This is a genomic window from Paenibacillus sp. FSL R7-0297 (genome assembly GCF_038009025.1).
In the GTDB taxonomy this organism is placed as follows: domain Bacteria; phylum Bacillota; class Bacilli; order Paenibacillales; family Paenibacillaceae; genus Paenibacillus_AQ.
Genome location: NZ_JBBPAQ010000001.1, coordinates 2,561,803 through 2,581,493, shown reverse-complemented (window position 1 = coordinate 2,581,493; position 19,691 = coordinate 2,561,803). Strand labels below are relative to the sequence as shown.

The 19,691-nt window shown below is 52.6% G+C and carries 14 protein-coding genes, 1 tRNA gene and 1 other annotated feature; of the genes, 8 read left to right on the top strand and 7 right to left on the bottom strand.

What is annotated here, in order from left to right; genetic code table 11:
• Positions 1 to 40: 40 nt before the first annotated feature.
• On the bottom strand, positions 41 to 1,459 hold the full coding sequence (locus tag MKZ24_RS11415; RefSeq protein ID WP_156123348.1) for a stalk domain-containing protein: 1,419 nt from the start codon (positions 1,457 to 1,459) through the stop codon (positions 41 to 43).
• Between the two features lie 418 nt (positions 1,460 to 1,877).
• Positions 1,878 to 2,324: a hypothetical protein gene (locus MKZ24_RS11410; protein WP_042239022.1), complete on the bottom strand. Its 447-nt coding sequence runs from the start codon at positions 2,322 to 2,324 to the stop codon at positions 1,878 to 1,880.
• Between the two features lie 422 nt (positions 2,325 to 2,746).
• Here MKZ24_RS11410 and MKZ24_RS11405 point away from each other — a divergent pair, with 422 nt between their 5' ends.
• The 4 genes from MKZ24_RS11405 (at position 2,747) to MKZ24_RS11390 (ending at position 8,796) form a co-directional block, all read left to right on the top strand.
• Positions 2,747 to 3,478, top strand: coding sequence for an ABC transporter ATP-binding protein (locus MKZ24_RS11405; protein WP_042239025.1), 732 nt, complete (start codon positions 2,747 to 2,749; stop codon positions 3,476 to 3,478).
• Positions 3,475 to 4,512, top strand: coding sequence for an ABC transporter permease (locus MKZ24_RS11400; RefSeq protein WP_042239027.1), 1,038 nt, complete (start codon positions 3,475 to 3,477; stop codon positions 4,510 to 4,512). Before MKZ24_RS11405 ends, MKZ24_RS11400 begins: the two co-directional genes overlap by 4 nt.
• Before the next feature lie 66 nt (positions 4,513 to 4,578).
• Entirely contained in the window at positions 4,579 to 5,259 is a 681-nt protein-coding gene (locus tag MKZ24_RS11395) for a TetR/AcrR family transcriptional regulator (RefSeq protein WP_340783021.1), read from the top strand.
• 186 nt (positions 5,260 to 5,445) lie between these two features.
• Positions 5,446 to 8,796 (top strand): DEAD/DEAH box helicase, encoded by a 3,351-nt coding sequence (locus tag MKZ24_RS11390; protein WP_340783018.1) that lies wholly within the window; start codon positions 5,446 to 5,448, stop codon positions 8,794 to 8,796.
• A gap of 316 nt (positions 8,797 to 9,112) precedes the next feature.
• Here MKZ24_RS11390 and MKZ24_RS11385 read toward each other — a convergent pair whose 3' ends face one another.
• Positions 9,113 to 9,247 carry a hypothetical protein gene (locus MKZ24_RS11385; protein WP_269322081.1) on the bottom strand — a complete coding sequence of 45 codons (135 nt, stop codon included), beginning with the start codon at positions 9,245 to 9,247 and terminating at the stop codon, positions 9,113 to 9,115.
• Positions 9,248 to 9,467: 220 nt separating this feature from the next.
• On the opposite strand from MKZ24_RS11385, the gene MKZ24_RS11380 reads away from it, so the two are divergent.
• A complete protein-coding gene (locus MKZ24_RS11380) occupies positions 9,468 to 9,773 on the top strand; it encodes a hypothetical protein (RefSeq protein ID WP_042239034.1) in 306 nt (101 codons plus the stop codon).
• Between the two features lie 408 nt (positions 9,774 to 10,181).
• On the opposite strand, the gene MKZ24_RS11375 is transcribed toward MKZ24_RS11380, so the two are convergent.
• Positions 10,182 to 11,009 carry a hypothetical protein gene (locus tag MKZ24_RS11375; protein ID WP_340783012.1) on the bottom strand — a complete coding sequence of 276 codons (828 nt, stop codon included), beginning with the start codon at positions 11,007 to 11,009 and terminating at the stop codon, positions 10,182 to 10,184.
• Between the two features lie 194 nt (positions 11,010 to 11,203).
• Positions 11,204 to 11,424 (top strand) — a binding site (T-box leader).
• A gap of 115 nt (positions 11,425 to 11,539) precedes the next feature.
• Here MKZ24_RS11375 and MKZ24_RS11370 point away from each other — a divergent pair.
• Positions 11,540 to 13,654 (top strand): arginine--tRNA ligase, encoded by a 2,115-nt coding sequence (locus tag MKZ24_RS11370; RefSeq protein ID WP_340790139.1) that lies wholly within the window; start codon positions 11,540 to 11,542, stop codon positions 13,652 to 13,654.
• 939 nt (positions 13,655 to 14,593) lie between these two features.
• Here MKZ24_RS11370 and MKZ24_RS11365 read toward each other — a convergent pair.
• Together MKZ24_RS11365 and MKZ24_RS11360 are read right to left on the bottom strand one after the other, a co-directional pair.
• Positions 14,594 to 14,667 (bottom strand) — tRNA-Arg (locus MKZ24_RS11365).
• A gap of 292 nt (positions 14,668 to 14,959) precedes the next feature.
• Positions 14,960 to 15,316, bottom strand: coding sequence for a hypothetical protein (locus tag MKZ24_RS11360; protein ID WP_042239036.1), 357 nt, complete (start codon positions 15,314 to 15,316; stop codon positions 14,960 to 14,962).
• Between the two features lie 149 nt (positions 15,317 to 15,465).
• On the opposite strand from MKZ24_RS11360, the gene asnB reads away from it, so the two are divergent.
• Both asnB and MKZ24_RS11350 read left to right on the top strand, forming a co-directional pair.
• Positions 15,466 to 17,310 (top strand): asparagine synthase (glutamine-hydrolyzing), encoded by a 1,845-nt coding sequence (gene asnB / locus MKZ24_RS11355; protein WP_340783009.1) that lies wholly within the window; start codon positions 15,466 to 15,468, stop codon positions 17,308 to 17,310.
• Positions 17,311 to 17,440: 130 nt separating this feature from the next.
• Positions 17,441 to 18,253 (top strand): CPBP family intramembrane glutamic endopeptidase, encoded by an 813-nt coding sequence (locus MKZ24_RS11350; RefSeq protein ID WP_340783006.1) that lies wholly within the window; start codon positions 17,441 to 17,443, stop codon positions 18,251 to 18,253.
• Positions 18,254 to 18,465: 212 nt separating this feature from the next.
• On the opposite strand, the gene MKZ24_RS11345 is transcribed toward MKZ24_RS11350, so the two are convergent.
• Positions 18,466 to 19,464 carry a glycosyltransferase gene (locus tag MKZ24_RS11345; RefSeq protein ID WP_340783004.1) on the bottom strand — a complete coding sequence of 333 codons (999 nt, stop codon included), beginning with the start codon at positions 19,462 to 19,464 and terminating at the stop codon, positions 18,466 to 18,468.
• Positions 19,465 to 19,691: the final 227 nt, after the last annotated feature.

Below are 19,691 nucleotides of genomic sequence, written 5' to 3'. Positions count from 1 at the left end.
ATAAATGTTGTTATGAATCATTGTTACTCAGTATTAGTTATTAGTTGGACAGCTGTACTGCTTTGCCGTTCTGAATGACAAGGATTTTGCCGTCGCTCACAATTGCCACTTTGCTGCCGTCATTCGATACAGACACCTCGGACACATCCTCTGCCGTACGGAATACTTCAACCGGAGCCGCTCCGCCCGCAATAGAGTAGATTACTGTGCTGCCGTCCGCTGCCAAGCCTGCAACCACCAAGCCTGTACTCACTCCAGCAGCCCAGTTGGCTTCAGCACTCAAGGTGATATCTGTGCTGGTACCGTCTGCTGTAATCGACTTCAGGGTATTGGCGGCAGTGCCCTCCGGATCTGCACTCAGGTACACTACGCTGCCGCCCGCAAGAATCTCCGGATACAGCTTGTTGTCGAGCGCTGTAGTCAGGGCTGCCGGCTTCGCGCCTTTGGTGGCCAGATCCAGCTTGTACAGCTGTTCTCCGGCTTTGCTGAAGTCTACAGTCAGTGAATCTTCAGTACTGTCGGCATCATTCTTGGCTGTGCCTGTTACATTGACAATGTACACAGCAGTTTTGCCGTCCGCCGATACGCGAAGCTCCGATTTATTCTCCACTTTATCCTCAAGCAGCGCTTTGACCTCTCCGGTCTCTACAGAAATCTGCGCCAGCTTCTCCTGCTTGTCGCCTTGAATGAAGTAGATCGTCTTGCCGTCGCTGGACCATACGAGGTCCGTCTTCACGCTGGTGTCTTTGCCAAGGGTAGTGATCACTCCGCTGGACAGGTTGATCAGTTGCATAATGCCTGTCTCATTGCTGAACGCGCCCCACTTCTGATCAGGAGATACTGCATAATCCATTACACTGCTGTTGGAAGAGAACAAGTCATAATTGCCTGGCACCAGGCTAAATTTGTAGATCATTGTCGATTCAGCATCGCCTTGGTTCGCGATCAGTGCGCCGTCGGCATTCCAATGAAGGGTGTCAAATTGACCTGTCGGCCGGGCGAAGCTCAGGATGCTGCTGGTATCCGCCTGCAGCTCACCGCCAAGTGCGGTAACCAGCTTCGTGAGTTCTACATAGGTTTTGTTGTTATGAACGACAGGTGCTACTGTAAATTCCTGTGCTTCACCATCAACCTGATAGCTTTTTACACCCGCCTGAATCTGTACATTATGTAGGCCCTTGCTGTCATTTAATAGAAATCCGCTGCTGCCGAGCACAAGTCCTGCTCCAAGCTCCCCTGCCACCTGGCTTAACGAATAGAGTTTATATCCACCGCTGTTGATTGTGCTGAGCGCAACCGGCGTACCATTGATACTCCATGTAGTACTTCCCTCTTGAACTGCGGCTGTCTTGACGGCGGCGGCGCTCACACTGCTGCTTGTAGCCAAAACACTTACTGATCCCCCTGTTACGAGAAGTGCTGAAGCCAATGCTGCACCGATCCATTTACTGTTTGTCAATTAGATTCACCCTTTTCCTATAGGTAACTGCTAATGTTATTTTCATCTACGAATGTCAATTCTGTTGCAGAGGAATGTTATGGAAATATTAATTGTAAAAGTAATCACATTTTCGCTCTCCTAAATGGATTGAACTTTAACCTTTTCGAGAAAAAACCAGTCGCCACTGCGGTGAATATTTGGACTTCCAGCCGCTGTTGTTCCCTGATTTCTTGATTGTTACCGCTATACGCGGTGGAAATCCGGGGACAAAGGCGGTCGCTCCCGCTCCTACAGTTCCAAAATTCCCCTCCGTCACTCCTTTTCTTTCTCAACTTGTCCATCCAATCTATTAAAAAAAGCAAAAATGTTTATGGGGAGGAAAATACAACGGCGGACCCCGGAATAACTCCAGGACCCGCCGTTTGTAAAAGTTATGTTAATTCAGTATCCACGTCACGATAATCTCATTACCGCCGGACTTAGAGTCCGAGCTGCTGCCAATAATAGAATATGAATAAGAACCGCTTACCTTGCCATTAATTAGAATGTTGTTGCTGTCGACAATCTCTGTTCCGCGTTCCAGATCCTTGTCCCTTACATATTTCTGATATGTACTTCCAAGAGCGGTCATACTTTCCTCTGTCTCGTAGATCAGCATAGAGGATTTCTTCCCTTCTGCCACCTCACCTTGAGTAAAAGTGATGCCCGCGCCTTCCGGTATTGGCAGATCGTCAGGCAAATACTGCTGCGCGTCCGCATTCTCTTCCGCCAGGGTATGAAAAGCTCCGCTGTCCGCTTCTGCACCGTCTGAACTGCTGCAGCCGCTAAGTCCGGCCGCTGCGAGAAGCACTCCCAGAGTAAGGAGCAGCTTATGTCCTGCCATGATTCGCACCACCTTCTAATGGAATGGGTTCAAGTAGCCGGTAATCTCCAGTATTCTCCTTATTACCCTGATAACCGGCAGGTGGAAACGGGGAATACCTAAAATTTAATATGATTTATGCGGCGGCAGGCGGAGACGGGTCCGCGTCCTTAAGACATTGTGCATGTGGTGCATGTGCCCTGCGGGAGCCTGACACAGCTTTTTCATAATCTGTCCGCCGGTCAGGCGGACTGACAATCAGCTATTGCGGGCAAAACATCAGATTCCCAAGCTAACCGCAGTCTTGTCCGCAATAGAGGATATCATTCGCACGTCAGATTTATATTTTTGTGTACTTGGAAAAGAGATTTACTTTTACCAAGAGAATCATTATGATAATGAGTGAGTACTCACTCATAATGCTAAGAATTGAGGAGATCACAATGAAGCAAGCCCCCCCAGTGATTACAGTAACCCATGTTGACCGGGCTTTCGGCAGCAAGAAGGTATTGAAGGATATTACGCTGCAGGTGGAGCAGGCGGAAACCTTCGGAATTCTGGGCCCGTCCGGCTCCGGCAAAACCACGCTGGTCAAGCTGCTCACGGGCATAGACGAAGTTACCTCCGGCGAGATTAACGTCCTTGGGGTACGGATGCCGAAGCTTGCCATGCTGCAGCAGATCGGCTATATGGCCCAGTCCGATGCACTATACACTGAACTGAGCGCCAAGGAGAATCTGGAGTTCTTCGCTTCCCTCTACGGTCTGAAGGGCGGCAACCGGACACGGCGGATCAGAGATGTAATGGAGCTGGTGAACCTGCAGGAGCATTTGCGCAAAAGAGTAGACCAATACTCCGGAGGCATGAAACGCCGGCTGTCCCTGGCTATCGCGCTGCTGCATGAGCCGCCGCTGCTGCTGCTGGATGAACCCACAGTCGGGATTGATCCAGTGCTGCGCCAGTCGATCTGGAAGGAACTTAAGGCGTTGAACCGTAAAGGCACCACGATTGTACTCACCACACATGTTATGGATGAAGCGGAGAAATGCGGCCGGCTGGCTATGATCCGGGATGGCGTTCTGCTCGCTGTAGACACGCCCGCCGGACTGCTGCAGGCAACCGGCTCCGCTACCATTGAAGAAGCCTTCCTGTACTATGGAGGTGTGCGCTCATGAGAATCCGTGCGATTACCCTGAGAATTCTGCAGCAATTCATCCATGATAAAAGAACCATGGCGCTGATGTTCATCGCCCCCCTGCTGGTGCTCAGCTTGATGAGCCTGGTCTTTAACAGCGACGCTTATAAGCCGAAGATTGGCGTAGCCTCCGGTGCTGCAGTGTTCAGTACCGCGCTGGAAGCCCAGAAGGCTGAAGTTACCAGCTATGATAATGATGAATCCGGCAACGCCGCCCTTCAGTCCGGGGACATTGATGCTTATATTACAATGAAGGGAACCACTCCTGAGATCATGCTGGAAGGCAGCAACCCGACCGCTAACCGTGCCGTGATGATGGCCATGCAGGAAGCTATGCAGAGCCTGCAGCCGTCAGCGGCTGGCAGCGTACAGCATCAGCCGCAGATCAGCTATCTGTACGGCGCCGAGGATATGAAGACGATCGACCGTTTCGGCCCGATTATGATCGGGGTATTTGTATTCTTTTTCGTCTTCCTGATCGCGGGCGTCTCCTTCCTGCGCGAGCGGACCACAGGAACACTGGAACGCCTGCTCTCCACTCCGCTGAAACGCTGGGAAATCGTGCTAGGATATGTCTGCGGCTTCGGTATCTTCACCGTCTTTCAGGCGTTGCTGATCTCCTGGTTCTCGATCCAGGTGCTTGGCATTATGATGGCCGGAAGCTTCGGCTACGTTCTGCTGATAACCTTGCTGCTCTCGATGTCGGCACTGACACTCGGCACCCTGCTCTCGGCATTTGCCGCTAATGAGCTCCAGATGATCCAGTTCATTCCCCTGGTCATTGTGCCGCAGATTTTCCTGAGCGGATTATTTCCGATGGATACCCTTCCGCTCTGGCTGCAGCGCGTAGGATTGGCAACCCCCATCTACTACGGCGCCCAGGCACTGATGGATATCATGATCCGCGGCAAGGGATGGAATGATATCGCTCTTGATGTATTCGTGCTGATCGGCTTCTCCCTGCTGTTCATGCTGCTGAATGTGCTGGCCTTGCGCAAGCACCGCAGAATGTAACTTCGAATTCGCAGTATGGGCTGTGGTACACTTGAAGGTAAGAGCAAGAGAGTTGGAGGGTCCATTATGGAGAAAGACAAGGCTGCAGAGCAGCAGGGGCAGGAGCAGTGGATTCAAGAGCTGCTGGCCCTCAGTGAAAAGGAAAAAATGACCCCCAAGCAGAGGTCCATTCTGCAGGCGGCCATTGATACATTCTCGGAGAAGGGGTTCTCAGCAGCCGCCACCAGTGAGATCGCCCAGAAGGCGGGCGTGGCTGAGGGAACGATCTTCCGCTACTACAAAACCAAAAAAGATCTGCTGCTGGCCATCGTAGTCCCCACCATGAGCCGGATGATCGCTCCGTTTGTGATGCGTAATTTCAGCGGTGTGCTGGATGTACCCTTTGAGAGCTATGATGCCTTCCTTAAGGCATTCATGGTGAACCGGCTCGATTTCGCCCGTAAGAATCTCAAAATTATCAGAATCCTTATCCAGGAGATCCCCTTCCAGCCCGCGCTCAGAGAACAGCTGGTCGAGAATATTCTGAGCCAGGTGCTGGAGCGTGTCACTGTAATCACGGATCATTTCAAGGAGCAGGGCCAGCTTACGGATGCTCCCACTCCTGCGATCATCCGCTTCACCATTTCCTCGGTCATCGGCTATCTGCTGGCCCGCCTGCTGCTGATGCCGGACCATGACTGGAATGACGAGGAAGAGATTGAGCAGACCGTCAGCTTCATCATGCACGGAATTGGCGGGGCAAGGTAAAAGCGCAGGCCATATGTAACCCGGCGGGGCAATATACAATCCCCGCCGGGTTTTTGCTTTGTTTTTTACCCATTCCCCTTTTGAAGGCGTACGCCTGTTCTGTTATTATGGGTACTATAACGATTGTCCAACGGGACAAAACAGGTCTTAGCTTGAGAGCAAGTTAGCCATCAGGAATAGAAGGAAGTGAGGATTACATTGGGTTTCCAGGTACCGGAACGGGTAATCAAGCTGCTGTGCGGCAGAGCCGCTTTTGATCAGGGGGTAGCTTATTATCACGCTCATAAGGTTGATCTTATCTATTCTGAGCACAACGATGACGGGGAATATTCGAAATACCGCGCTGCGGTTCATGGACTGGAGAGCCATGAAGTAGTGCTAACCATAGATAGTGACGGTGATGTTAACGGGGAGTGTACCTGCCCGGCTTACTACCGTGGCGGACCTTTTTGCAAACATATTGCAGCTGCACTGGTTAGTGTCCTTTATCTCGGCAAAGATAGGGACATGGACCAGACTCCCGATTCGGATGGGCAAGTGCCGGAGGCGTTCACGGGAGAGACCGGTATACTTACGCCCCGCCATTCCGGCTCTGCCGGAGACGGATACACCGGACGCAGCGGTGACCGGCAGTTGGTGAGCAGCATGCTCGGGATGTTCACCGGAGTGCGGCAGCGGCCGAGTGGAGCCGGAACTTATATGGATCTGCGGACACCGCTTCAGGTAGAGTTCATCTGCAAACCTTTCTCTTACAGCTTCGGCAGCACAATGCTGGGCATAGAACTGAAGGTTGGTCCTAAGCGCCTCTATATCGTGCCCAAAATCCGGGGGTTTCTGGAACGTGTTCACCGGGGTGAACCTTTTGAATTCTCCAGACATTTCAGTTATGATCCCGCCCTGCACAGCTTCTCGAAGGAAGATAATGAGGTGCTCATGAAGCTGATTGAAATCATGCTGAATGAAAAAATATACCGCAGCAGCATCAGCACTTACACTCCGCATACCGGCACCTCGGGAAATGAGCGGCTGCTGGCTATTCCCCCCTTCTTCTGGGAGGGCCTGCTGCCAGCACTCACGGCCGCCCCTGCAGCCCGTCTGCAGCACGGCCAGATCCTGCACGAACGCTTGTCTCTCTCCGCCGAGGCTCTTCCGCTGAGCTTCCAGTTCGATCAGGCGCAAGGAGAGGGGTACCGGCTGGATGTCCAGGGGCTTCAGCAGCTTACGATTCTGGAAGATTACGGGCTGGTATTGTCAGAAGGCAAGCTACTGAAGCTGCCGGTGCAGGAATGCGGGCGTCTCGCTGAGCTGAAAAAGCTGCTGAACCCCTCGCGGCAGGATGGAATTGCCATTGCCCCGGAGCAGATGGAGCCATTCATGGAGGGCGTCATTCCCGGACTCAAAAAATTGGGCCAGGTGTTTATTGCCGATGCCATCGCGGACAGAATCGTTCAGGCCCAGCTTCACGCCAGACTCTATCTCGACCGGGTCAGAGACCGGCTGCTCGCCGGACTTGAATTCCAATATGGCGGGATTGTCATCAATCCGCTGGAGGAGAAGGCGCATGAGCGGAGCAATGAGGTGATTCTGATGCGGGACGGGGAGGCCGAACGGCGGATTCTCGACCTGATGGCCCATGAGTCGTTCGCGCGGACGGAGAGCGGATATATCATGCGGGATGAGGACGGGGAATTCGATTTCCTCCACCATACCATTCCGCTGCTGGAGCCGCTGCTTCAGGTCTATGCCACTACTGCCGTCAAGGAAAGAGTGCTTACGGAGCATGCCATGCCCAAGGTCAGCCTGAGCTGGAATGAGAAGACCGACTGGCTGGACTTCAAGTTCAGCATGGATGGTATTCCGGAGAAGGATATTGTGCTGGTGCTGAAATCCCTGCAGGAAAAGCGTAAATATTACCGGCTGCCGGATGGTGCGCTGCTGCCGCTGGAAACTGCAGAATTCCTGGAAATTATCGCCCTGATGAATGAGCTTGGCGTTCAGAACGGAGAGTTCAATCACGCAGAGTTCTCCCTGCCGCTGGTCCGGGGTCTTCGCCTGCATGCGGATACCGGCAAAGGCGATTCCGTCCAGATCGGCCGGTCGTTCCGGCGGCTGCTGGCCAATCTGGCAAGTCCCGAGAACCTGGACTTCCCTGTGCCGGAGAGTCTGGCTCCTGTACTCCGCGACTATCAGCAGTACGGCTTCCAATGGATGAAGACGCTGGCCCACTACCGCTTCGGCGGCATTCTGGCCGATGACATGGGTCTCGGCAAAACGCTGCAGAGTATCACCTTCCTGCTCTCCGAGCTTGCGGATATCCGTCAGGGCGGAGTCCCTGCGCTCATTGTCAGCCCGGCTTCGCTGCTCTACAACTGGCATAATGAGCTGAAGCGTTTCGCGCCGGATATCAAGGCAGCCATTGCCGACGGCAGTGCGGACGAACGCAACCGGACGCTGCGGAATTCAGCCGGCCATGATGTCATCATTACCTCTTATCCGCTGCTGCGCAGAGATGCCGTGGAATACGCAAAGCGGTCTTTCCATACCCTCATCCTGGATGAAGCGCAGATGATTAAGAACCATGAGACGCAGACTGCCCAGGCCGTTAAGCTCCTGCAAGCCCGGTACCGCTTCGCGCTTACGGGAACGCCGGTGGAGAACGCGCTGGAGGACCTGTGGTCAATCTTCGGCGTGGTATTTCCCGGGCTGTTCCCCGGCAAGAAGGCCTTCCATGACCTTCCCCGGGAGACTGTGGCCAAGCGTACCCGCCCCTTCCTGCTGCGCCGCCTCAAAAGCGATGTCCTGAAGGAACTGCCGGACAAAATCGAATCACTGCAGGCCTCTGAGCTGCTGCCGGAGCAGAAAAGGCTCTACGTCGCTTATTTGGCCAGACTGCGCAAGGAAGCGCTCAAGCATCTGGACAGCGACAGCTTCGGCAACGGCCGGATCAAAGTCCTCGCCGGTCTCACCCGGCTGCGCCAGCTGTGCTGCCACCCTTCCCTGTTCGTGGAAGGATACACTGGTGGATCGGGCAAATTCGAGCAGCTGCTGGAGATTATCGATGAATGCCGCAGCTCCGGCAAACGGATGCTGATCTTCTCACAGTTCACGCAAATGCTGGGGATGATCGGGCGCGAATTGGCCCTGCTGGGTATCCCGCACTTCTATCTGGACGGACAAACACCGGCTTCCCAGCGTACCCAGCTATGCACCCGTTTCAATGAAGGGGAACGCGATCTTTTTCTGATCTCGCTGAAGGCGGGCGGCACCGGTCTTAATCTGACCGGTGCCGACACGGTCATTCTCTATGATCTGTGGTGGAATCCGGCTGTCGAGCAGCAGGCTGCCGACCGTGCCCACCGGATCGGACAGAAGAAGGTCGTGCAGGTCATCCGCCTGGTTGCGCAGGGAACCGTAGAAGACAAGATGTACGCGCTGCAGCAGAAGAAGAAGAATCTGATTGATGAAGTGATACAGCCGGGACAGGAAGCCCTGTCCAGCCTGAGCGAGCAGGATATCCGCGAGATACTTGCGATATGACCGGAGGCGAAGCGTGAGTTGTGGGCGAATGGAGCGGAGGCTGACTGCGGGGTAGGACGTTTTGCCGCGGGCAGGTACGGGTTAGGCGTTTTAAACTGCGGGCAAGCTGCGAGCAAGGTATGCCAAGCGTCTACGTTCTTAGAGCCTCCGTTCTAATTGCACTTGATACAGCAGAATTCAGTGAAACTGGTGGTTTTCAGTGAAAATATGCTGAAGATCCTATCCTCTACGCCAAAAATAAAACAGGTATGCTCCTGAGCCTATAGGCTTGGGAGGTCCCTGTTTTATTTATTTCTATTGGCTTGCAGTGCTGGGTTTAGACAATTGTAATTCCGCCGCTGGCATAACGGTCAACCGTTGTCGCTACATCAATTCCGGCTGATACCGTTGCCGAGAAGACCAGCAGCAGACCTCGATAGGTCCTGTTGATAAAATCGGCATCCCGTCTCATTCCTCCTTCCATATCTAGCATTTACGGCGTGAAACTCAGTTACTAGCGACGGTTGATCATTAATCGCACAATATAATAATATTCGTGCGTCCTCTAGTCAGTGTGTACATAAGACAGGTTCCATTCACCAATATCTGTTGGGACGCATATCTTTTTATTAAGGAGAGACCGCACTTGCTGCCGCTTTCCCGAAGAATGCCCAACGGAAGAAGGGAGTCCTATGCCCCCTCCTGGAAGAGGAAAAAGACCTGCCGCCAAAAAACCACCGGCCAGCTCCAAAACACAAACTCCAAAAGGGCTTGAGTTCGCGGTAGCTGCTCTTCTTTTGACCGGCAAGCTGAAAGTAGACTCCATCCAGATGTACACGGACGCATCGATGTTCGTCAGTCTGGTAGGCAAATATAAAACCTTAAGTGATCTTAGCAACGACAACGTCGATAAGCTGGTCAGCTTCCTTGATGACAACAGCAGTCTCACCCTGAACGAGATTATGACCGCTTTGAAAAAGAAAGCTGAAAACTCCTGACCACCTAATTAGAAAGTGAAAGTGAGGCGCGGGGATATGGACAGTTTTGACGGAGAGGGTTTCGCTGGCGGTCTGCTGCTGGTAATTGTAATTGCCCTGCTGATTTATGGTTCTACGGACATCAAGAATCTGACCGGTGCGCCTACTGCGGACTAGGCATTTCCTCTGTCAGAGATTCTGAAGAGGTCTGCTTGCCGAGCTGGCTTTGTAGTCCATTGCCAGGCGGCATCTATGTGATTACTTATGATAAATAAAGCTGCCCTAACTATACTGGGGACAGCACCCTGTTTGTGAGGCAGGGATCAAAATGCCTGGCAAGTTTAAGCAGCCCGTCACCGAAAATCCATCGGTGACGGGCTATTTAGCTTCACTGGAATCCGAATTTATCTGAATTCTACTCTGCCAAGCTTAGTTTATTTTTTGAATCAGGATTGAGGCATTGGCATTGACTTGTGTTCCGCCTGACAGCGTCTGCAGCGAAATTGCCGCTGAACTGGAATGATTGCGCAGAGTCAGGGAATCTCCCGCTGCCGCTACAACAATCACCATTCCGGGATTGGCCTGAGTTCCGGCGCAAGAACCATATATGCCGCCTGCAACAGAAGTACCATTTTGAAAAAGTGAAAATTGATTGGGCTCAACTCCCGTTGCGTTGAACCAAACTGCATAATCTCCAGCAGTACCTATAGGAATCACAGAACTTCCTGCCGTGTATGTAATTGCCCCAATTATAGGAGCATTATTACTAAAAGTAACATCGGCCTCCAAAGGAACCGTTTGGGCAGCCGAATTATAAATATACGCATACTCGGAAAGACCAGCCGGACTGGTCCCTGTCGCTCCCGTCGCTCCCGTAACCCCAGTCGCGCCTCCTTCGCCTGTGGTAGTTCCCAGAAGTTCAGCAGAAACCAGTCGGTGTGGCGTTACTAAGCCGCCTGAGCTATTTTTTCCCCAGACTGAGACTTGCACCTGTTCATCAATGGTTCCCGAAGTGACAAAAATAAACTCAAATGCATCCAAATCCGCATAATACGTGGTTGTCACTACCTGATTGGGCAGTACATTCAACGTTTCACTGACATATAGCGTGCGGGTTCCATCCAGATAGTAACCCTCTACCGTCACCAAGGAAGACATGGTATCACTTCGGTTATCGATTTTGACCGTGACCTGCTGGGTAGGTCTAAGCCCGCCTACCGCATTATTTTCAATCGGTCCTGTAGATAAAAAGCTCATCTTGAGTTCTCCTCTCCGAATATTTTAATTGTGACAACAACTTACTATATTCGAGCCATCACTGGAGGTGTGGACAAAGCCGGATATCTATTGCAAATACCGGATGTTATGGGTAGCATTTTACGGAAACAAGGTTCAGCTTGACATTCCGCTATTGCTTTCTTCCAGAAATTCGCTATACTGATAAAAATCATATTGAATCAATGACCGGGAGAGTAATGGCCCTGAACCCTAGTCCCCAGCGAGCCGGGAGAGTGTAAGCCGGTACAGATCAGGATTATGAAGCGCACCCGTGAGATGGACTTCTGAACTAAGAGTAGGAAGCCCCGGCCAAGGACCGTTAACCTGTAAGGTGGCTGAACTGCAGGTTCGGCAACGAGAGTGGTACCGCGAGCGCATAAGCCTCGTCTCTTTTGAGACGAAGGCTTTTTTTGTCGTCTATTCTTTGTTCATTAGAATTCTGCACTAACCTACGGGCTTTAGCCGCCGCTTACACTTTTCACAACTATAGGAGGTATTTACTCATGTTAATGCTAAGCCAGCTTATCAAGAATAGTCTGGAACAATGTATTCACAAAGTATCTGAAGACCTGGGAGTTCCCGGCAGCACTCCGGTAAAGGCGGCTCTGGAGCAGCCGGCCAATGCGGAGCATGGTGATTATTCCAGCAATATTGCCATGCAGTTGGCCCGTACTCTGCGCAAAGCCCCGATTGCTATCGCTGAACTAATTATCGCTGAGCTTAAACAGTCTGGTTCTGTAAACGGCCTGCTGCAGAGAATCGAGGTTGCCGCACCGGGGTTCATTAATATGTACATCGATTGGCAGGTATGGGCCACGACTGAGTTCAAGCTGCCACTGGCAGCTGGCGAGAAGGTTATTGTGGAGCATACTTCGGTGAACCCGAACAAATCCATGCATATCGGGCACCTGAGAAACTCCTGTATCGGGGATGCGCTGGTTAGAATTCTGAGAAAAACCGGCTACACGGTCGAGGTACATAACTACGTGGATGATCTGGGCAATCAGCTTGCAGATACTGTAGTCGGCCTCTTGAATGTCCCGCTGGCCGGAGAGCATGTCCGTTTCGGAGATTACTGCTGGGATATTTACGCTGAGATCAACAAGGAGTACGCGGAGCATCCGGAGTCTGTACATAAGCGGACTGAAATACTTCACGCGCTGGAACAAGGTGACGGCAACACCGCATGGATCGGCAACCTTGTCGCCGGTCAAATTGTGAAAGAGCATGTGGAGGAAATGCGCAACTTCGGGATTAACTATGACCTGCTGGTCTGGGAGAGCAGTATTCTGAAAGGAGGCTTTTGGTCTTCCGCCTTCGGTCTTTTGTCGCAGACAGATGTGTTCGTTCAGGAGAGTGAAGGCAAGCTGGCCGGCTGCTGGATTCTGAAGCAATCCGCTGGCACTGGCGCACAGGATGCACTGGAGACACCGGAGACAGAAGAGGAGCATCAGAAGGATAAGGTGCTGGTGCGCTCGAACGGGATTTTGACCTATACGGCCAAGGATATCGCTTATCATCTGTGGAAATTCGGCCTCTTAGATAAGGACTTCGCCTACCTCGAATTTAGCAGTGGGCTGTGGACGACTGGCTTGAGCGGTGAGGTGCTGCCTTTTGGACATGCAGATAAGGTCGTTAACGTGATCGATTACAGACAAGAATATCCGCAGGCGATGGTGAAGCAGGCGTTTCAGGCACTGGGATACCACGAGCAGGCGGAGCGGCTGCATCATGTAAGTTATGGTGTGGTTTCGCTAAGTCCGGCTTCCGCTGCCGGGCTCGGTCTGGATACATCCTCCGGTAAAAGCTCCTATGCCATGTCCGGACGCCAGGGCATCGGCATCAAGGTCACTGAGCTAGTCCGGCTTATGGAGGATTCCATCGAGGCTACCCGTTCCGACAAAAACGGCCTGTCCAGCCGGCTCATCGCCACCGCTGCCATCCGCTACTATCTGCTGCGCTTCAATCTGGGTACTGAGATTGTGTTTGACTTCAAACAAGCCATGGAGATTTCCGGCAACACTGGCGTTTATCTGATGTATGCCTTTGCCCGGGCAAGCCGTGTGCTCAGTAAAGGCAGCGCCCTGGCGGAGAGCGGTACCGGGAATAGCGAAGGTAACGAGCTTGACGGGAGCCGGGAGTATGGGGGGCACGGGAATATCGGGGATAGCGGGAGCAGCGCGCATGGCTCGAGCAGCGGGCTTGACGGGAGCAGCGCGTATGCCTCGAGCAGCGGGCTTGGCGGGAGCAGCGCACATGGCTCGAGCAGCGGGCTTGACGAGAGCAGCGCGTATGCCTCGAGCAGCGGGCTTGGCGGGAGCAGCGCACATGGTGGGCTTCCGCTCTTTCCGCCGCACCTTGAAGCAGCCGAGCTCGCCCTGCTGAGACAGCTCAGCCTCTGGCAAGACACCCTATATACGGCAAGCCGGGAGCTTACGCCGAATACGATCTGTAACTACGCGTACAGTCTGGCGTCGCTGTTCAGCAACTTCTACTCCGCCTGCCCGATCCTCAAAGGAGAGGCCTCCAGCATCGCCTTCCGTCTCTGGCTGACCCAGAGCTTCACCGATACTTTAGGAGAGGCGCTGGATGTACTCGGGCTGCCTAAGCCGGAGCGGATGTAAGCTGGGGCGAAGAAGCTGTACAGAGTCCCGCATAGTTCAAGTAGGGCTTATAGTAGATAACTGTACTCATTGGGTGAAAATGATGTTGGTTACTTGGGGATCGCTGTAGGCGAGCGGGGGTTTGGGTTTGAGTAACAATAGTCTAGCGGATCGCTCTACAAAGAGTGACTTGAATGCTCAGACAGCAGGGATTTCCAGGATAATTGTCTGCATTGTACAGACGAAATATTCTGCTAAGCTATGCGGACTCAGATGACGCTATTTGGTGAAAAATCCTGTTTTTTTGACCGATACGGACTCAGGGGCCCTTATATTGTACTTTGGAGCTCAAAATGAGGGGAAACGGGTTAGTTAACGGCATCTGAGTCCGCATGGATTGCGAAATGATGTGATCCGCCGAAATAAGAGCACCTCAGTCCGCAACGCTGCTTCTATACGTGATGTTCTCGCTTCAAAGTAATCCTCCGGACGACAAAACAGCCTTCCCGAAGGAAGGCTGTTACTTGACGTCCCGGAAGGGATGCAGCCATACTTCGGCTGATTGCGAAGCGTATGCTCACGAAGCTTAACCTCCAACGTCCCCGGCTGGCGCCTAGGCTTCTCATCCTCCGGACGACAAAACAGCCTTCCCGAAGGAAGGCTGTTACTTGACGTCCCGGAAGGGATGCAGCCATACTTCGGCTGATTGCGAAACGAATGCTCACGAAGCGTATGCTCCAACGTCCCCGGCTGGCGCCTAGGGTTCTCATCCTCCGGACGACAAAACAGCCTTCCCGAAGGAAGGCTGTTACTTGACGTCCCGGAAGGGATGCAGCCAAACTTCGGCTGATTGCGAAGCGTATGCTCACGAAGCTTAACCTCCAACGTCCCCGGCTGGCGCCTAGGCTTCTCATCCTCCGGACGACAAAACAGCCTTCCCGAAGGAAGGCTGTTACTTGACGTCCCGGAAGGGATTCGAACCCCCGACCGTGCGCTTAGAAGGCGCATGCTCTATCCAACTGAGCTACCGGGACAAATGAAGAAACATGCTATAAAGATCATATGTATTAATGCAACGTTACTTATTATACCTGATTCACAGAATTTATCAAGACTAAACTCTCCCAGCCGGCAAATGAGCTCCCCTACACCCCACCGTTGAGGCCACTTCTGAGCGATCCAGTGGATGTCCTGATATACGAACCCCAATAAAAAAGAAGCCTCCCGCATCCTGAATGCGGCAAGCTTCCTGCTCTATGGTCCATCCTATAGGTTATTGGTTGGTGATCGTGCAGTGAATCTTCGTTGCAAGAGGTCCCGCCGGAATCAAGAGTACTGCCTGAAATGTTCGCCCAGCTGCTTCTTCAGCTCTCCGAAGATCAGCAGCTCGCGCTGAAATTTGGACCGTTCATCTTCCGGACTCATTACGGTGCTGCCGGTGAAGCCGCTGACCGTCACGTCCTTAAAAGCATCATGCAGATTGTTATCGAACCAATCGGTGGCGGTGTCCGCGTCGTTCGTCAATATCCGGACAATTTCGTATCCCTCCTCGCGCTGGTCCTCAACAATATACACCAAAAGTGCGGAATCGCCCACAGCTCCAGGCAATACGCCAACCTCTGCACAAGGTGCTCCGTCATACTCGGTCATTCTGCGGATTTTGGCGTCTTTAATGTAATACACTTGTCATCCATCCCTCCTGGCAAATTTCCCTCTCCCCTAGTGTTCGGATAAGGACATACATTTTATCCCTTCAATCGGCATATATCTGTATTACTTGGCAAAAAAGAAAGGACAGACAACAATCGCACAAAAGAGAGGATGAACCAGACATGTGCGGAATAACCGGATTTGTCCAGTGGCGCGGTGATCTTACAGGGCACTCGCAACTGCTTGTCAGAATGACTGAAACTTTAGCGAACCGCGGACCGGATGCAGCCGGAACCTGGATTTCAGGACCCATTGCCTTCGGACACCGCAGACTCAGCGTCATTGATCCTGAGAACGGCGCACAGCCGATGATTGCCCGCCATGACGATAAGGTGTATGCAATTGTGTATAACGGCGAGCTATATAATGCCCCTGAGCTCAAAAAAGAGCTGAAGCAGCGCGGCCATCATTTCCTCACAGAATGCGATACTGAGGTACTCCTGCATGCCTATATCGAATGGGGACCGGACTGCACGGAGAAGCTGAATGGTATCTTCGCTTTTGCCGTCTGGGACAGCTTGCGCGATCAGGTATTCCTCGCCCGTGACCGCCTGGGCGTGAAGCCTTTGTTTTACAGCCAAGTGGACGATGTCTTCGTATTCGGATCTGAACCCAAGGCGCTGCTCCAGCATCCCAAAGTCCAGCCGAAGGTTGGACCGGAAGGCCTTGCGGAGGTTTTCATCATCGGTCCGGCCCGTACACCGGGACATGGTGTATACAAAGATATATTCGAGCTTCGTCCAGGTCATGCCATGATTTACAGCCGCAGCGGCATCCGCACTTATGCGTATTGGAAGCTGGAGAGCGACCAGCACACGGATAACGTGGATGAAACTGCAGCCCGGGTGCGGGAATTGCTCCAGGATACGCTGGAGCGCCAGCTGGTATCCGATGTTCCAGTCTGCTCCCTGCTCTCCGGCGGACTCGATTCCAGTGCCTTGACTGCGCTCGCCGTAGATTATTACAACCGGACCGGCCAGGGCCGGATCGATACCTTCTCTGTAGATTACGTAGACAACGATAAGCATTTCAAGAGCCATGCCTTCCAGCCCGGAGCAGACGGCCCCTGGATTCAGCGGATGATTGATGAGCTGAACACGAACCATCACTTTGTTGCTTTTGACACTCCAGAATTGGTAACAGCACTCGACAACGCCCTCTACTCCCGCGATTTGCCGGGGATGACCGATGTGGATTCCTCACTTTATTTATTCTGCCAGGAGATTAAAAAGAAGGCGACTGTCGCTATCTCCGGCGAAGCTGCGGATGAAATTTTCGGCGGCTACCCCTGGTTCCACCGTGAGGAGATGCTGTCTTCCGGCACCTTCCCCTGGTCGGTAGCACCCAAGATGCGTGCAGGTCTATTGTCACCGGAAATGAATGAGTGGATACGTCCGCTGGAGTATTTGGGCGACAGATACAGCGATGCTGTGGCCGAGGTGCCGAAGCTTGACGGCGAGACCGGCAAACAGGCGCAGATGCGCGTGATGTCCTATCTCAACATTACCCGCTTCATGCCTACGCTGCTGGACCGCAAGGACCGGATGAGTATGGGCGTGGGCCTGGAGGTCCGTGTTCCTTATTGTGATCACCGCCTGGTGCAGTATGTATTCAATATTCCCTGGGAGATCAAGACCGTAGGCAACCGTGAAAAAGGCATTCTGCGCAAAGCGCTCGAAGGCGTGCTGCCGGATGATGTCCTCTACCGCAAAAAAAGCCCGTATCCCAAAACGCATAATCCCGCTTACCTGAATCAGGTGCGTTCGCAGATGCTGGGCATCCTGGATGATCCTTCTTCTCCAATCCTGCCGCTGATTGATCCGGCCAAAATCCGGGAAATCGCCGCCTCGCCGGAGTCCTCCAGCAACCTGCCGTGGTTCGGCCAGCTGATGTCCGGCCCGCAATTATTTGCTTATCTGGCCCAGGTGAATCTGTGGCTGCGGACCTATAATGTCTCCATCAGCTGATACAGTTTCAGGACAACGTCAAATTATGGGGATTCCGTCTGGAATATTGTGATCCTTGCCACAGACCAAATGGAGCATAACCTCTACAACTATAGGTGAAGTATATCCTACAACTTAGGGGTTTTATCCAATGCATTCCTTAGTCAAATCCGATTCTTCCTCTACAAGAAAACTGATTGTTTTTATCCTCGTGACCTTCGGCTTCACCTGGCTCTGCTGGCTGCCGCTCCTGCTTAATAAGCAGTTCGAAGCCGGCTTGCCGGTATTGCCCGGACAATTCTATCTGGGATCCTTCGGACCGCTGCTTGGTACATTGGCCAGCTTAAAGCAGCCTGGAGAAGAGGGTTTTCCCTCCTGGTGCAGAACTGCATTTTCGCTGTCTTTCCCAAAGAAATGGCTGATATTGGCTGCAGGACTGCCGCTTGCATATGGAGCGGTAGCCATTCTGGTGCATACCTTAATTACCGGCCATCCGCCGGATATGCGACAGTTCGGGCTCACCTCCGATCTTCCTCCGCAGTTTGGCATCTGGATGACCTCGCTCGTGTGGATGCTCACCTTCGGGATCGGGGAAGAGAGCGGCTGGCGCGGCTACCTGCTTCCGCAGCTGCACCAGCGCTACTCGCTATTCACCTCCGCCCTGCTGGTTGCTGTGATCTGGATGGCTTGGCATCTTCCGGCCTTCTGGTTCAATGAGAGCTACCTGGGTATGGGCTTCGGTGTGCTGGGCTGGGCGATCAGCCTCACCTACGGCTCGGTCGTTCTGGCCTGGATCTGCGCCGGAAGCCGCTGGAGCATTGTTCCGGTGATTGTGTGGCATGGCATCTTTGATCTGCTGACAGCCAGCGACCAGGCAGCCGAGATTATGGCTATGGTCTGCAGCATGCTGGTCATTATCCACGGTATTCTGCTGATGAAGATACTGGGCAAACGCAGAGCATAGCAAACTGCCGTGGTTCGGCGAGCTGATGTCCGGCCCGCAAAGATTTGCTTATCCGGTCCAGGCGGATCTCTGGCTGCGGAAGCAAATGTCACCACCACCTGATCATGCTTATTCTGTATCCCGCCCGGGCCGAGTGCTTCACTGCTTATAAACAAAGCCGCCCAGACCCGGATCTATTAGGGTCTGAGCGGCTTTTCGAGCATGACATAATATTAGAGCAATTCCTGTTCATATATAGCCTGCAGCCTGCTGCCGATCACCTTTAGATCGTTATCCAGCACCACTTGATGGCCGTTCTCTGTCAGACTGGGTAATCTCCGTTCTGCGATTGCCGCAATTTTATTCCGGAATTCTTCGTTCGTCCTGCCCTTATAGACCGTTTCATCCGCTGTCAGCCACTCTGAATAGATGGGAATATCCCGGATCAGGATGGGAATTCGGCTGGCCAGAGCCTCAAGCAGCACAATCCCCTCTGTCTCCTCATGACTTAAGAACAGAAACAGATCGCTTCCGTTATAAGCATCCTTTAATTCCTGCCTGTCCACATATCCGGGAAAATGGAGGTTCGGCAGTTTGCGGAAAATCGCCTTCTTTACCTCCCTCGGTATAATGTTCAGGTTGGTATAGCCGAACCAGTAGAACTGGTATTCCGGCATCTGCTCCGCAAGTGCCACGAAATCCAGAATTCCTTTGCGCTTAATATAATGCCCTACGGAGATAACGGCTTTCTCGTCAGGCCTCAGCTTGTATTTACTGCGGAATCTGGAGCGCGACGCCTCATCCGGCTTGAAGAACTCCGTATCTATACCGTTGGACAGGCTGTAGATAGGACGCTTCAAGGCATAGCCCTCCAGCAGTTTTTCCGAATAACCCGTCGGTGTAATGATGATGTCACCGCTGTTGTAACAGAGCTTAATCCACAGTTTAAACAACGGTGCTACCAGGTTGGAGCCGCGGAAAGAGTTGCGGAAATCCTCCATCGTGGAATGTGCATAATACACTACCTTTTTGCCTTTCCGCTTCGCCCGTCTGCTCATGAGCAAGGAGTCCGGGAAAATCGTGTTCAAGTGAACCACATCATAGCTTTCCTTGGCATTCATTGTGCTGGGGATATTCATCATTTCCAGAGTTTTTTGCTGATGGCGTATGGCTTGTCCGATACCGCTTGCTGCTACCAGCTTCAGCAGCCCCGAATAGATTAGAACCTTCATGATCGTATCCCTCACCCGTGCAGCAGTGCCATGATATTGTGGGATAGCAGACTTAGCCCAAAGCTGTAGAGTGCAATGGCTATAGGTTTCCCGAATATGATAACTGCCGTGGATTTTTGTAAAGTCATCTTGGTTGTTCCTGCCATGTAGCATAAGAAATCATCCGGTGCGACGGGCAGAAAAATAGCGATCGTGACATTTTATCAAAGTTCTTATTGTTCTCCGTC

What these genes read in the sequence shown, in the direction of transcription:
- MKZ24_RS11410 (WP_042239022.1), bottom strand. Translation starts at nt 2,324, where the DNA reads ATGGCAGGACATAAGCTGCTCCTTACTCTGGGAGTGCTTCTCGCAGCG.
- MKZ24_RS11405 (WP_042239025.1), top strand. Translation starts at nt 2,747, where the DNA reads ATGAAGCAAGCCCCCCCAGTGATTACAGTAACCCATGTTGACCGGGCT.
- MKZ24_RS11400 (WP_042239027.1), top strand. Translation starts at nt 3,475, where the DNA reads ATGAGAATCCGTGCGATTACCCTGAGAATTCTGCAGCAATTCATCCAT.
- MKZ24_RS11395 (WP_340783021.1), top strand. Translation starts at nt 4,579, where the DNA reads ATGGAGAAAGACAAGGCTGCAGAGCAGCAGGGGCAGGAGCAGTGGATT.
- MKZ24_RS11385 (WP_269322081.1), bottom strand. Translation starts at nt 9,247, where the DNA reads ATGAGACGGGATGCCGATTTTATCAACAGGACCTATCGAGGTCTGCTG.
- MKZ24_RS11380 (WP_042239034.1), top strand. Translation starts at nt 9,468, where the DNA reads ATGCCCCCTCCTGGAAGAGGAAAAAGACCTGCCGCCAAAAAACCACCG.
- MKZ24_RS11375 (WP_340783012.1), bottom strand. Translation starts at nt 11,009, where the DNA reads ATGAGCTTTTTATCTACAGGACCGATTGAAAATAATGCGGTAGGCGGG.
- MKZ24_RS11370 (WP_340790139.1), top strand. Translation starts at nt 11,540, where the DNA reads ATGCTAAGCCAGCTTATCAAGAATAGTCTGGAACAATGTATTCACAAA.
- asnB (WP_340783009.1), top strand. Translation starts at nt 15,466, where the DNA reads ATGTGCGGAATAACCGGATTTGTCCAGTGGCGCGGTGATCTTACAGGG.
- MKZ24_RS11350 (WP_340783006.1), top strand. Translation starts at nt 17,441, where the DNA reads ATGCATTCCTTAGTCAAATCCGATTCTTCCTCTACAAGAAAACTGATT.
- MKZ24_RS11345 (WP_340783004.1), bottom strand. Translation starts at nt 19,464, where the DNA reads ATGAAGGTTCTAATCTATTCGGGGCTGCTGAAGCTGGTAGCAGCAAGC.